This is a genomic window from Azospirillum sp. VT-I1, from assembly GCF_055698305.1.
In genome coordinates this window covers 943,838-957,615 of the sequence record NZ_CP168800.1, presented here as the reverse complement: position 1 = coordinate 957,615, position 13,778 = coordinate 943,838, and the positions used below count along the sequence as shown (strand labels likewise).

11 protein-coding genes and 2 tRNA genes are annotated in these 13,778 nt (G+C 66.5%); 10 read left to right on the top strand and 3 right to left on the bottom strand.

The window, feature by feature from the left end; translation table 11 throughout:
• Window positions 1-26: 26 nt before the first annotated feature.
• On the bottom strand, window positions 27-221 hold the full coding sequence (locus AB8P05_RS04580) for a hypothetical protein (RefSeq protein WP_149230039.1): 195 nt from the start codon (window positions 219-221) through the stop codon (window positions 27-29).
• A 175-nt stretch (window positions 222-396) separates the two neighbouring features.
• Between AB8P05_RS04580 and AB8P05_RS04575 the strand changes: the two genes are divergently transcribed.
• Complete coding sequence (locus AB8P05_RS04575; RefSeq protein ID WP_472758980.1) at window positions 397-696, top strand: hypothetical protein; 300 nt, start codon at window positions 397-399, stop codon at window positions 694-696.
• Window positions 697-735: 39 nt separating this feature from the next.
• Here the strand turns inward: AB8P05_RS04575 and glnA are convergent, their stop codons facing one another.
• Entirely contained in the window at window positions 736-2,145 is a 1,410-nt protein-coding gene (glnA, locus tag AB8P05_RS04570) for a type I glutamate--ammonia ligase (RefSeq protein ID WP_200192932.1), read from the bottom strand.
• A 292-nt stretch (window positions 2,146-2,437) separates the two neighbouring features.
• Window positions 2,438-2,776 (bottom strand): P-II family nitrogen regulator, encoded by a 339-nt coding sequence (locus AB8P05_RS04565; RefSeq protein WP_012974531.1) that lies wholly within the window; start codon window positions 2,774-2,776, stop codon window positions 2,438-2,440.
• 368 nt (window positions 2,777-3,144) lie between these two features.
• Here AB8P05_RS04565 and AB8P05_RS04560 point away from each other — a divergent pair.
• The 9 genes from AB8P05_RS04560 (at window position 3,145) to AB8P05_RS04520 (ending at window position 13,699) form a co-directional block, all read left to right on the top strand.
• Window positions 3,145-3,220 (top strand) — tRNA-His (locus AB8P05_RS04560).
• A 177-nt stretch (window positions 3,221-3,397) separates the two neighbouring features.
• Complete coding sequence (locus tag AB8P05_RS04555; RefSeq protein WP_472758979.1) at window positions 3,398-4,861, top strand: NAD(P)H-hydrate dehydratase; 1,464 nt, start codon at window positions 3,398-3,400, stop codon at window positions 4,859-4,861.
• Between the two features lie 90 nt (window positions 4,862-4,951).
• Window positions 4,952-6,490 (top strand): malonyl-CoA decarboxylase, encoded by a 1,539-nt coding sequence (locus tag AB8P05_RS04550; protein WP_472758978.1) that lies wholly within the window; start codon window positions 4,952-4,954, stop codon window positions 6,488-6,490.
• Window positions 6,491-6,627: 137 nt separating this feature from the next.
• Window positions 6,628-6,712: transfer RNA gene (locus AB8P05_RS04545), tRNA-Leu, on the top strand.
• 91 nt (window positions 6,713-6,803) lie between these two features.
• Window positions 6,804-8,135 carry a trigger factor gene (gene tig / locus AB8P05_RS04540; protein ID WP_472758977.1) on the top strand — a complete coding sequence of 444 codons (1,332 nt, stop codon included), beginning with the start codon at window positions 6,804-6,806 and terminating at the stop codon, window positions 8,133-8,135.
• 112 nt (window positions 8,136-8,247) lie between these two features.
• Window positions 8,248-8,874: an ATP-dependent Clp endopeptidase proteolytic subunit ClpP gene (gene clpP / locus AB8P05_RS04535; protein WP_111066576.1), complete on the top strand. Its 627-nt coding sequence runs from the start codon at window positions 8,248-8,250 to the stop codon at window positions 8,872-8,874.
• A gap of 254 nt (window positions 8,875-9,128) precedes the next feature.
• Complete coding sequence (clpX, locus tag AB8P05_RS04530) at window positions 9,129-10,391, top strand: ATP-dependent Clp protease ATP-binding subunit ClpX (RefSeq protein WP_111066575.1); 1,263 nt, start codon at window positions 9,129-9,131, stop codon at window positions 10,389-10,391.
• Between the two features lie 426 nt (window positions 10,392-10,817).
• Entirely contained in the window at window positions 10,818-13,229 is a 2,412-nt protein-coding gene (gene lon, locus AB8P05_RS04525; protein WP_472758976.1) for an endopeptidase La, read from the top strand.
• A 197-nt stretch (window positions 13,230-13,426) separates the two neighbouring features.
• Entirely contained in the window at window positions 13,427-13,699 is a 273-nt protein-coding gene (locus tag AB8P05_RS04520) for an HU family DNA-binding protein (RefSeq protein ID WP_455172089.1), read from the top strand.
• The last annotated feature ends 79 nt before the right edge of the window (window positions 13,700-13,778 follow it).

Sequence of the window (13,778 nt, the reverse complement as noted above, 5' to 3'; positions counted from 1 at the left end):
CCGCCGCTTCGTCACCCCCGGCCCCGCTATTCCGCGGCCTCCAGCGCCACGCGCGCAAGTTCCAGCAGCTTCTTGTCCACCTCCTCCTCGTCATAGCCGGGGTTGTCGGCCAGGGAGTCGCGCAGGCGCATGGTGATGAACTCACCGGTGTGGTGCTTCTCGTACAGGCGGACGTCGCCCAGCGCCTTGGCGACGCGGTGCAGCCGATCGCGATCCATCATGCTCTCCCGTCCTGGTCACTCGTCTCGAACACTGCTGCGGCAACAGCCGGGCCGGCGCATCATTCCTGTGCGTTGAGTTCCCCTTGCGCCGTACTGCGCATGGATGCCGGAACAGGACGCGGCTTTCGGGCGTCCCTGTTCATGGCTGCAATCATTGGCGACTGGGGGCGAAGGCATGGACCCGGGGCACGATCAACGACGCGAACTGCTCACCCGCGTGCGCCATGTCGTGGAGCATTACGAGCGCCACAGCACCGCCGGCCCCGCCATCATGCGCGGCGTCCGCTATGACCTCGCGGTACGGGCCACCGACCTGAACGGCGACGGCTGCCTGTTCCCCGCCTGCACCTGTGCCAAGGCCGACTGCGCAGAGCGCAGGGGCTGTGCGCCGCCGGACGTCGGCGTCTGGATCGAACAGACCAAAAAGAAAACCGCCCCCGGCGCGAACCGGGAGCGGCTTTCGAATGATGCGTGACCGGCCGCGGCGCCCGTTGCCGGACGCCGCGAGGCAACATCAAACCGAGTAGTACATCTTGTACTCGATCGGGTGCGGCATGGTCTCGAAGGCCATCATCTCTTCCGTGCGGAGGTCGATGTAGCCGTCGATCATGTCCTGCGTGAAGACGTCGCCCTTGCGCAGGAACTCGTTGTCCTCGCGCAGAGAGTTCAGGGCTTCGCGCAGCGAGCCGCAGACGGTCGGGACCTTGGCCAGCTCTTCCGGCGGCAGGTCGTACAGGTTCTTGTCCATCGCGTCGCCCGGATGGATCTTGTTCTGGATGCCGTCCAGGCCGGCCATCAGCATGGCAGCGAAGGCCAGGTACGGGTTGGCCGACGGATCCGGGAAGCGGACCTCGACGCGCTTGCCCTTCGGCGAGGCGACGTACGGGATGCGGCAGGACGCCGAACGGTTGCGGGCCGAGTAGGCCAGCAGGACCGGGGCCTCATAGCCCGGGACCAGGCGCTTGTAGCTGTTGGTCGACGGGTTGGTGAAGGCGTTCAGCGCCTTGGCGTGCTTGATGATGCCGCCGATGTAGAACAGCGCCAGCTCCGACAGGTCGGCATACTGGTTGCCGGCGAACAGCGGCTGGCCGTCCTTCCAGATCGACTGGTGGCAGTGCATGCCCGAACCGTTGTCGCCGAACACCGGCTTCGGCATGAAGGTCGCGGTCTTGCCGTAGGCGTGGGCGACGTTGTGCACCACGTACTTGTAGTACTGCATGTTGTCGCCGGTGCGGACCAGCGTGTCGAACTTGATGCCCAGCTCATGCTGGGCGGCGGCCACCTCGTGGTGGTGCTTCTCGACCGGGACGCCCATCTCGGCCAGGACGCTCAGCATCTCGGCGCGCAGGTCGTTGCAGCTGTCGATCGGGGCGACCGGGAAATAGCCGCCCTTGGTGCCCGGGCGGTGGCCCAGGTTGCCGTCCTCATACTCCTTGCCGGAGGAGTAGGAACCCTCGTCCGAGGCGAACTCGTAGGACACCTTGTTCATGTCGACGGAGTACTTGACGTCGTCGAACACGAAGAACTCGGCTTCCGGACCGAAGAAGACGGTGTCGCCGATGCCGGCCGAAGCGGTGTACTTCTCGGCGGCCTTGGCGATGCCGCGCGGGCAGCGGGCATAGGCGCCGCCGGTGCCCGGATCATACACGTCGCAGAGGATGTTCAGCGTCGGCTGGGCGGCGAACGGATCCATGACGGCCGTCGTCGGGTCCAGCTTCAGGATCATGTCCGACTCTTCGATGCCCTTCCAGCCGGCGATCGAGGAACCGTCGAACATGATGCCATCCTCGAACACATCCTCGTCGATGGTCGAGACGTGCTGGGCCGTGTGGTGCAGCTTGCCGCGCGGGTCGGTGAAGCGCAGGTCCACGTACTTGACGTCGTGTTCCTTGATCAGGTCGAAGACCTTGCTGATGTCGGACATGTCTCTTTTTCCACGCTTTAAGAGGGTTGGATCCCGCTGCGTCAAGCCGCCGCCCAGACCCCGGAGGGGCTTCGGCGGCGGAGGGCGGCGCTCGCGGCGGACGTTATCTCACGCCTTTCTTCCCCGTACAACGCGCCAACCCAAAAAGTCGCACGTTCGCCATAGGCGGCCATCGGCCGTTCGGCGGAGGGTGCGGCCGGGGCCGGCGAGAAGGGGCGGGGAAAGCGGCGCATGTTGGCGGATGCTGGTCGGAAGGGAGCCGGTTGGAAGGGCGGAGGGTGGCTGGGCGCGATCAGATCGCGTCCGCACCCTTCTCGCCGGTGCGGATGCGGACCACTTCCTCCACGGGCGTGACGAAGATCTTGCCGTCGCCGATGCGGCCGGTATGGGCGGCCTGCTGGATCGCCTCGATCGCCCGTTCCACCAGGGAGTCTTCCATCACCACCTCGATCTTCACCTTCGGCAGGAAGTCCACGACATATTCCGCGCCGCGGTAAAGCTCGGTGTGGCCCTTCTGGCGGCCGAAGCCCTTGGCTTCGGTGACGGTGATCCCCTTGATCCCGACCTCGTGAAGGGCTTCCTTCACCTCGTCGAGTTTGAACGGCTTGATGATGGCTTCGATCTTCTTCATGGGTCTCTCGTGTACGAGGTGCCAACGCCGGCAGGCACCGTCCACGGCACTGCCGACAGCGACGACGGTAAGCATGGAGCGTGCCACATTCGGCCGATCCGGTCCGGCGGCATCGACGCTGGTCATAAGACGGTCGGGTGCCGTCCGATGGGGCAGGGTGCTGCCGAAGGATTCAGCGGAGTGAACAATATTTGTGCAACTGGCGCAAGCGCTCCGCTGCCTGCGCGTCGTCGAAGGCGGCATTTGCGGTCGAAAGGGGTGCCCGCCGGCCCCGAAAGAAGTTTTTTCGCTTTTTGTGAAAAAGACGCTTGACCGGAAAGCCGAGGTGGAGGATAACGCGGCTCCCGACGGCGGAAACGCTGACGGCGGCGGTGGTAGCTCAGTTGGTAGAGCCCTCGGTTGTGGTCCGAGTGGTCGTGGGTTCGAGTCCCATCCATCGCCCCATCTTCCCTTTCCTTTCCTCTTAAAATCCGCTCTTCTTATCGTCCGCACGGCTTACTGGCCGTCTTGCGGGCGTTTATGCTTGTCTGCGCCGTCCGTTCCGGGCAAAGACGCAGCCCACGGGTAGAGTGGGGGCGTGCAAGTTCGCCCGCAACGGAATGCAGCGCCGGGGAGTGGGGGATGGATGAGCTTCTGTCCGTCGCGGAGATGTATCGGGCCGACCAGCTGGCCATCGCCGCCGGGGTTCCCGGCCCGGCCCTGATGGAGGCCGCCGGCGCTGCCGTGGTCCGCGCGGTGTGCGAACGCTGGGCGCCGCACCCCACCGCCGTGCTCTGCGGACCCGGCAACAACGGCGGCGACGGCTTCGTCATCGCCCGGCTGCTGCTGGAGGCCGGCTGGCCGGTGCGTCTGGCGCTGCTCGGCACGCGCTCCGCGCTGACCGGCGATGCCGCGCTGGCCGCCGACCGCTGGCCCGGCCCGATCGAGGCGGCCGATCCCTATATCCTCAAGGGCAACCCCCTGGTCATCGACGCGCTGTTCGGCGCCGGACTGTCGCGGCCGCTGGACGGGCACGCCCGCGCCATCGTCGAGGCGATGGAGGGGCGCACGGTGGTGGCGGTGGACGTGCCGAGCGGCCTGCACGGCGACAGCGGCCGGGTGCTGGGCGCCGCTCCCCAGGCGGCGCTGACCGTCACCTTCTTCCGCCGCAAGCCCGGCCATGTCCTGCTGCCCGGCCGCACCTTGTGCGGCGAGGTGGTGGTCGCCGACATCGGCATCCCGGATCGGGTGCTGGACAGCATCGCGCCGCAGACCGCGGTGAACGAGCCGTCGCTGTGGCGCCACCGCTTCCCCTGGCCGGCGCTGGACGGCCACAAATACGCGCGCGGCCATGCTGTGGTCCTCGGCGGGGCGCGGATGACCGGCGCGGCGCGGCTGGCCTCGGTGGCCGCTCTGCGCGCCGGCGCCGGGTTGGTCACCATTGCCTGCCCGCCGGAAGCGTTTCCGATCTATGCCGCCGGCTGCGCCAGCGTGATCGTCGATCCGCTGGAGGATGACGGCGCCTTCGCCCGGCTGCTGCAGGACCAGCGGAAGAACGCGGTGCTGATCGGGCCGGGGGCGGGGAAGGGCGCGCAGACCCGCGCCGCGGTGATGGCCGCGCTGGACGCCCGCAGAGCCTGCGTGCTGGATGCCGACGCGCTGACCAGCTTCGCCGAGTCGGCGGACGAACTGCTCGACCGGCTCGGCAAGCGCTGCGTCCTCACCCCGCATGAGGGGGAGTTCGCGCGGCTGTTCGGCGACTCCGTGGGCATGGACGGCGACAAGCTGTCGCGGGTGCGCGCCGCCGCCGCCCGGTCGGGGGCCGTGGTGGTGCTGAAGGGGGCCGACACCGTGGTCGCCGCGCCTGACGGCCGCGCGGTGGTGAATGTCAACGCGCCGCCCGATCTGGCGACCGCCGGGACCGGAGACGTGCTGGCCGGCATCGTGCTGGGCCTGCTGGCGCAGGGGATGGACGGGTTCGAGGCCGCCTGCACAGCCGTCTGGCTGCATGGCGAGGCCGGGCGCTCGCTCGGCCCCGGCCTGATCTCCGACGATCTGGCGGGCGCGCTGCCCGGCGTGCTGAAGGCGCTGAAGGCGCAGGGCTGAGGGCTGCCAAGCGGCCGTTGGCGGTACTCCGGACGATGGCGTCCGCGCGCCCCCTTGCGGCGGCGGTCGAGGCAGGTCAGACTCCGGTCTATGAGCGACGCACCCGACACCACCACGCTGGAGCCTGTGCCGCCATCCCCGGCCGCGCAGCCCAATTTCTTCGACCGCGCGCTGGACAACCTGCGCACTCGCTGGCGCGAGATCGCGGCATCGGCCCGCGGCGCCGTCGGCGCGGCGCCGCGCACTCACCTGCCCAAGGAGGATGCCGAGCGGCTGAAGGAGCAGATCGAGGCCTGCCTGGAATCGCGCGGCGGCGAGGTTTCAGCCCGCGCCCGCGCCGCCCAGCTCGGCCGCACCTATCTGGCGCTCGATCCCCAAGGCCGGCGCAATTTCCTTGTTATGCTCGCGCGCGACTTCGACGTCGACCGCGACGCGGTGACGGACGCGATGGCGACCTTCCAGGCGGCAACCGATCCGGTCGCCCGCGGCCATGCCGAACGCGCGCTGCGCCGGGCGCTGGAACCGCCGCGCCTGCGCCTGCTGACCCAGTTCAACGCCCTGCCGGAAGGGGTCAAGTTCCTGGTCGACCTGCGGGCCGAGCTGATGGAGATGGCGCGCGGCGAACCGCTGCTGCAGGCGCTGGAAGACGATCTGAAGAACCTGCTGCGCGCGTGGTTCGACGTCGGCTTCCTGGAGATGCACCGCATCACCTGGGACAGCCCGGCCTCGCTGCTGGAAAAGCTGATCAAGTACGAGGCCGTGCACGAGATCAGCGGTTGGCAGGACCTGAAGGACCGGCTCGATTCGGACCGGCGCTGCTTCGCCTTCTTCCATCCGCGCATGCCGCACGAGCCGCTGATCTTCGTCGAGGTGGCTCTGGTCCAGGGCATGTCGGACAATGTGCAGGCGCTGCTCGACCCCACCGCCCCGGTCTGCGACCCGAAGAGCGCGGACAGCGCCATCTTCTATTCGATCTCCAACGCCCAGACCGGGCTGGCCGGCATCAGCTTCGGCAATTTCCTGATCAAGCGGGTGGTCGACGGGCTGGCGACCGAGTTCCCCAACATCAAGTGCTACGCCACCCTGTCGCCGATCCCCGGATTCCGCCGCTGGTTCGACCGGACGCTGGACCGCGACGGCGACGCCGTGCTGACCAACACGGAGGCCGAGCGCATCGCCGAGCGGCTGGCCGAGCTGGAGCAGGCCGACGATGCCGGGGCGATGACGGAGGGCGGCGTCGGCACCGACGAATCGCCGCTGCTCGCCCGCGCGATCGCGCGCCCCGGCTGGGCGGAGGACGAGGAGCTGCAGAAGCGCCTGCGCGGTCCGCTGATGCGGATGTGCACGCATTACCTGACCGGCGTGCAGGAGGCGAAGGGCCATGGCCGCGCCCGCGCGGCCCGCGCGCAAGATCCGGTGGCGCATTTCCACCTCACCAACGGCGCGCGGATGGAGAGGCTGAACTGGCTGGCCGACCGCTCGGCCAAGGGGCTGAAACAGTCGCTCGGCATGATGATCAACTACCGCTACCGGCTGGGCGAGATCGATGCCAACCACGAGGCCTACACCGGCGAGGGGCGTATCATCACCTCGTCGGCGGTGCGGTCGCTGGGTAAGGCCGGCGGTTGAGGCGAACAGAGCGGGCCTCACTCTCTTGAGTGGGGCCATTTTGCCTGTTTGCTTCCGGCGCGCTGTGCTATAGACCGGACTTCGCCGGCGGTCCGGCGGGTGTTTGCGCACCCGTCGCGGCTGCCTTTGCCATGAACGCGGGCGTGGCGGAATTGGTAGACGCGCTGGATTTAGGTTCCAGTGACTTCGGTCGTATGGGTTCAAGTCCCTTCGCCCGCACCATGGCAACACCTTGGACCGCATGGACAACACGGATTCGGGCCGCCCGGACGGGCGCCGCCGGGCCGGAACAACGAGATAGGCTTTCGTTCCGATGAACATCACCGAGACCAGCACCGACGGCCTCAAGCGCGAATTTCAGGTCGTCATTTCCGCCAAGGACATCGAAGAGAAGGTGAACGGCAAGCTGGAAGAGCTGCGCCGCACGGTCCAGCTGCCGGGCTTCCGTCCGGGCAAGGTGCCGGTCACCGTGATCAAGCAGCGCTATTTCGGCGGCGTGCTGTCCGAGGTGCTGGAGGACGCCATCTCCGACAGCTCGCGCCAGGCGCTGAACGAGCGCGGCCTGCGCGTCGCCCTGCAGCCGAAGATCGAAGTCGAGAAGTACGAGGACGGCGGCGACCTCACCTACAAGATGGCGGTCGAGCTGCTGCCGGACGTCGAGCCGGGCGACTTCACCGGCATCGAGCTGGAGAAGCCGGTCGCCGAGGTCAGCGAAGAGGCGGTGCAGGAAGCGCTGACCCGTCTGGCGTCGGCCCACTCGACCCAGGCCCCGGTCACCGAGGACCGCGCCGCCGAGAACGGCGACATCGCCGTGATCGACTTCGCCGGTTCCGTGGACGGCGAGGCCCTGCCGGGCATGGACGGCAAGGACTATCCGCTGGAGCTGGGCGCCGGCCGCTTCGTTCCGGGCTTCGAGGAGCAGCTGGTCGGCGCCAAGGCCGGCGAGCACCGCACCGTCAACGTCACCTTCCCGGAAGATTACCCGCACGAGCGCCTGAAGGGCGCCGCGACCGTCTTCGAGGTGGACGTGAAGGAGCTGCGCAAGAACGTCCCGGCCGAGGTCAATGACGAACTCGCCAAGGAGTTCGGCATGGAGAGCCTGGAGAAGATGCGCGAAGCCATCCGCGACCGCATCAAGGGCGAGTATGACGGCCTGTCGCGCCTGCGCGTGAAGCGCCAGCTGCTCGACAAGCTGGCCGAGGCCCATTCCTTCGAGGTGCCGGCCGGTATGGTCGACATCGAGTTCGAGGGCATCTGGGCCCGCCTGCAGGAAGAGCTGAAGAACGGCACCGCCGGCGAGGACGCCAACAAGTCCGAGGACGAGTTGAAGGCCGAGTACCGCTCGATCGCCGAGCGCCGCGTCCGCCTGGGTCTGCTGCTGTCGGAAGTCGGCCGCCGCAACAACATCCAGGTCACCCAGGACGAGGTGAACCGCGCCCTGATCAACGAAGCCCGCCGCTTCCCCGGTCAGGAGCGTCAGGTGTTCGAGTTCTTCAAGCAGAACCAGCAGGCTCTCGAGAACCTCCGCGCCCCGATCTTCGAGGACAAGGTCGTCGACCACATCCTGGATCAGGCCAAGGTCACCGAGAAGACCGTCAGCGTCGAAGAGCTGACGAAGGACGACGACGAGGCTGAGGCGGCCTAACTCCCCAAAAGGAGTGGGGGCGGACTACCATCCGCCCCCAAAGGTTCCTATATGTGGTTCCGTGCCGGCAACGATCACCGGTTCAGCCAACTGCGGGGGCAGGGAAGAACACATGTACGACTTCGAGCCGAAGATGAATGCTCTGGTCCCGATGGTCATCGAACAGACCAACCGGGGCGAGCGCGCGTACGACATCTATTCGCGCCTGCTGAAGGAGCGGATCATCTTCCTGATCGGCGGAGTGAACGACGCCGTCGCCAGCCTGATCTGCTCGCAGCTGCTGTTCCTTGAGTCGGAGAACCCGAACAAGGACATCGCGCTCTACATCAATTCGCCGGGCGGCTACGTCTCGGCCGGCCTCGCCATCTACGACACCATGCAGTACATCCGCCCGCAGGTGTCGACGGTGTGCATGGGGCAGGCCGCCTCGATGGGCTCGCTGCTGCTGGCCGCCGGCGCGCCGGGCAAGCGCTTCTCGCTGCCCAACAGCCGCATCATGATCCACCAGCCGTCGGGCGGTGCCCAGGGCCAGGCCTCGGACATCGAAATCCAGGCCCAGGAGATCCTGAAGCTGCGTTCGCGCCTGAACGACATCTACGTCAAGCACACCGGGCAGGACCTCGACACCATCGAGTCCGCCATGGAGCGCGACAAGTTCATGTCGCCGGAAGAGGCGAAAGCCTTCGGTCTGATCGACGAGGTGGTGGAGAAGCGCCCGGGCGTCGACCACCATTCGTGAGCCGCGGGACCTGAGCCCTCCCAACAAAGGGTTGATCGGGTCGTGACGCTGTTGTTGAATGGCAGTGACACGATCCGGTCATGGGAGAGTCCCGGACAGGGACCCGGCCATGCGGATCGTGATGCGTCGCAGATCGGCGCATGACCTTGTCGCGGGCGTCGTCCGCGATAACCTGAGTAGGACCGGCGTCGGGGGGCGCCGCGAACGGGCATGGTCCCCTGGGGCCACGCCTCCCGCGAGATGACGGAGTACCGATGAGCAAGTCCAGCAGCGGCGATTCGAAGAATACGCTCTACTGCTCCTTCTGCGGCAAGAGCCAGCACGAGGTCCGCAAGCTGATTGCCGGTCCGACGGTGTTCATCTGCGATGAATGCGTCGAACTGTGCATGGACATCATTCGCGAGGAGAACAAGACGACCCTCGTGAAGTCCCGCGACGGGGTTCCGACTCCGCGCGACATTCATGCGGTGCTCGACGATTACGTCATCGGACAGTCCTACGCCAAGCGCGTGCTGTCGGTGGCGGTCCACAACCACTACAAGCGCCTCGCCCATGGGACGAAGCACAACGACGTCGAACTGGCGAAGTCGAACATCCTGCTGATCGGCCCGACCGGCTGCGGCAAGACGCTGCTGGCCCAGACCCTGGCCCGCATCATCGACGTTCCCTTCACCATGGCCGACGCCACGACGCTGACCGAGGCCGGTTACGTCGGCGAGGATGTCGAGAACATCATCCTCAAGCTGCTGCAGGCCGCAGACTACAATGTCGAGCGGGCGCAGCGCGGCATCGTCTACATCGACGAGGTCGACAAGATCAGCCGCAAGTCCGACAACCCGTCGATCACCCGCGACGTGTCCGGCGAGGGCGTGCAGCAGGCCCTGCTGAAGATCATGGAGGGCACCGTCGCCTCCGTGCCGCCGCAGGGCGGGCGCAAGCATCCGCAGCAGGAATTCCTGCAGGTCGACACCAGCAACATCCTGTTCATCTGCGGCGGCGCCTTCGCCGGCCTGGACAAGATCATCGCCCAGCGCGGCAAGGGCACCAGCATCGGCTTCGGCGCCGATGTGCGCTCCGCTGACGAGCGCGCCACCGGCGAGATCCTGCACGAGGTCGAGCCCGAGGATCTGCTGAAGTTCGGCCTGATCCCCGAGTTCATCGGCCGTCTGCCGGTGCTGGCCACCCTGTCCGACCTGGACGAGGCGGCGCTGGTCGAGATCCTCAGCAAGCCGAAGAACGCCCTGGTCAAGCAGTACCAGCGCCTGTTCGAGATGGAGGACGTCCATCTGGAGTTCTCCGAGGACGCCATGCGCGCCATCGCCCACAAGGCGATCCAGCGCAAGACCGGCGCCCGCGGCCTGCGCTCGATCATGGAAGCCATCCTGCTCGACCCGATGTTCGACCTGCCGGGCCTGACCGGCATCGAGAGCATCCTGGTCAACAAGGAAGTGGTCGAAGGGCGCGCCAAGCCGCTCTACGTCCATGCCGAACGTCGCAGCGAGGCGCCGGGCGCCTGACCCGGTGACACTCCGCCGCAACTCTTGCGGCAAGCGGACAATGAGGGGCGCTTCGGCGCCCCTTTTCTTTTGCCTGACTGTCTCCGGTGCGAATCGTCGTCCCGCTCAAGCCATCCTGCCGGTCCGGCGGCGTGTTGTGGCGCGAACGGGGCCGTAATGCTCCCCTTCGGGCGGCCGAACGGGCACCAAACCGGTCCGAACCGGCGTTCAAGCCGTCCGAAAGGGGAGTAAAGGCTGCGTTGGCCGGCGGAATGGCCGTCTCACCCGGTGGAAACGGCGCGGAGGGCGGCGGAGCCCCCTTGAAGGGCGCATGACCGTGTGCCACGTTAGTCGGGTGCCGTAGGCGATCCCCGCGCTCAACCCGAGGCGGGGGCTGTGTCAGGCCCATTCCGGGCTGGCGGCGATCCATTCATTGAGGCCCTGCCCATGATCGAACTCTCCCGTGGTGCCCTCTACCCGGTCCTGCCGCTGCGCGACATCGTGGTTTTCCCCCACATGATCGTTCCGCTGTTCGTCGGGCGCGAGAAGTCCGTGCGCGCGCTGGAAGACGTGATGAAGGATGACAAGCAGATCCTCCTGGTCACCCAGAAGAACGCCGCGCAGGACGATCCGACTCCGGCCGACATCTACAGCGTCGGCACCGTCGGCACCGTGTTGCAGCTGCTCAAGCTGCCGGACGGGACCGTCAAGGTGCTGGTGGAAGGTGGCCAGCGCGCCGCCATTACCAAGTTCGCCGACAATGAGGAGTTCTTCCAGGCCCAGGCCGAACTGGTCGAGGAAAAGACCGGCGAGAACCAGGAGCTCGAAGCCCTGAGCCGCGCCGTTGTCTCCCAGTTCGAGCAGTACATCAAGCTCAACAAGAAGATCCCGCCGGAAGTGCTGGTCTCGATCAACCAGATCGAGGAAGCCGGCAAGCTGGCCGATACCGTCGCCTCGCATCTGGCGCTGAAGATTCCGGAAAAGCAGCAGCTTCTGGAATGCGCCACCGTGTCGGAGCGTCTGGAGCGGGTCTATGCCTTCATGGAAGGCGAGATCGGCGTGCTGCAGGTGGAAAAGCGCATCCGCAACCGCGTCAAGCGGCAGATGGAGAAGACCCAGCGCGAGTACTATCTGAACGAGCAGCTGAAGGCGATCCAGAAGGAACTCGGCGAGACCGAGGACGGCCGCGACGAATCGGCGGAGCTGGAAGAGAAGATCAACAAGACCCGCTTCTCCAAGGAAGCCCGCGAAAAGGCTCTGGCCGAGCTGAAGAAGCTGCGGTCGATGAGCCCGATGTCGGCGGAAGCCACCGTGGTCCGCAACTACCTGGACTGGATGCTGTCCATTCCGTGGAAGAAGCGCACCAAGGTGAAGCGCGACCTGAAGCTGGCCCAGAAGGTGCTGGACGCCGACCATTACGGTCTGGAGAAGGTCAAGGAGCGCATCCTTGAGTATCTCGCGGTCCAGAACCGCATGAACAAGGTCAAGGGCCCGATCCTCTGCCTCGTCGGTCCGCCCGGCGTCGGCAAGACCTCGCTCGGCAAGTCGATCGCCAAGTCTACCGGCCGCAACTTCGTCCGCATGTCGCTGGGCGGCGTCCGTGACGAGGCCGAGGTCCGCGGTCACCGCCGCACCTACATCGGCTCGATGCCCGGCAAGGTCATCCAGGGCATGAAGAAGGCCAAGTCCTCCAACCCGCTCTTCCTGCTGGACGAGATCGACAAGCTCGGCGCCGACTGGCGCGGCGACCCGTCGTCCGCCCTGCTGGAGGTCCTGGATCCGGAGCAGAACGGCACCTTCAACGACCATTACCTGGAGGTCGATTACGACCTGTCCGACGTGATGTTCGTCTGCACGGCCAACACGATGCGCATGCCGCAGCCGCTGCTGGACCGCATGGAGATCATCCGCGTCGCCGGCTACACCGAGGACGAGAAGGTCGAGATTTCCAAGCGTCACCTGATCGAGAAGCAGGTGGAGGCGAACGGCCTGAAGAAGGGCGAGTTCACCATCTCCGACGACGCGCTGCGCGATCTGGTCCGCTACTACACGCGGGAAGCCGGCGTCCGTTCGCTGGAGCGCGAGATCGCCAACCTCTGCCGCAAGGCGGTGAAGGAGATCCTGCTGAAGGGCGGCAATGCCAAGGTCGCGGTGACCCGCCGCAACCTCGACAAATATGCCGGCGTCCGCCGTTTCCATTATGGCGAGGCGGAGCTGGAGGATCTGGTGGGCGTCACCACCGGTCTGGCCTGGACCGAGGTCGGCGGCGAGCTGCTGTCGATCGAGGCCGTCGGCCTGCCTGGCAAGGGCCGCGTCACCACCACTGGCAAGCTGGGCGACGTGATGAAGGAATCGGTCCAGGCGGCCGAGAGCTACGTCAAGTCGCGCGCCATCGCCTTCGGCATCAAGCCGACGCTGTTCGAGAAGAAGGACATCCACGTCCACGTTCCCGAAGGCGCCACGCCGAAGGACGGCCCGTCGGCCGGTGTCGCCATGGCCACCTCCATCGTCTCGGTGCTGACCGGCATTCCGGTGCGCAAGGACGTGGCGATGACCGGCGAGATCACGCTGCGCGGCCGGGTCCTGCCGATCGGCGGCCTGAAGGAGAAGCTGCTGGCCGCTCTGCGCGGCGGCATCAAGCATGTGCTGATCCCGAAGGACAATGAGAAGGACCTTGCCGACATCCCGGACAACGTGAAGCGCGGGCTGGAGATCATGCCCGTCAGCACGGTGGACGAGGTGCTGCGCAACGCGCTGGTCCGCCCGCTGGAGCCCATCGAGTGGACCGAGCCGGAGGTCGATCCGGCCGCGGCGAAGGTCCAGGAGAAGGGCGCCGACGGCGAGGCCCTGCGTCACTGATCCGGGGTCGGCGGTTGCGATCCGATCGTGGCCGCCTCCGGACACGCGACTTTTGGGACATCAGGAGCTTTGCCGCCCGTCGGGAATTGACGGGCGGCAAACGCTGTGCTTATCCTTTGCTTCCAAAAAGTCGTGGACGAAAAGTCCTGGGGCGGCTTTTGTCTTTCAGTATTTGCTGAATTTGGAAGGGGGATTGCGTGAACAAGAACGATCTCGTGGCGCATGTTGCCGAAGCGTCCGGTTTGTCCAAGACGGATGCTACGAAGGCCGTCGACGCCGTGTTCGACAGCATCGCCGAATCGCTGAAGAAGGGCGATGAGGTCCGTCTGGTCGGCTTCGGCACCTTCGCGGTGGCTGAGCGTCCCGCGACCGAGGGCCGCAACCCGCGCACGGGCGAGAAGATCGACATCCCGGCGTCCAAGCAGCCGAAGTTCAAGGCGGGCAAGACCCTCAAGGACGCGCTGAACTGAGCGTCGTCCGACCGGGCTTGAAGTTTCCTGCCCGTTCAGGGCATAGTGCGGCCGGCCGGGTATCCCCGGCCGGCTTGTG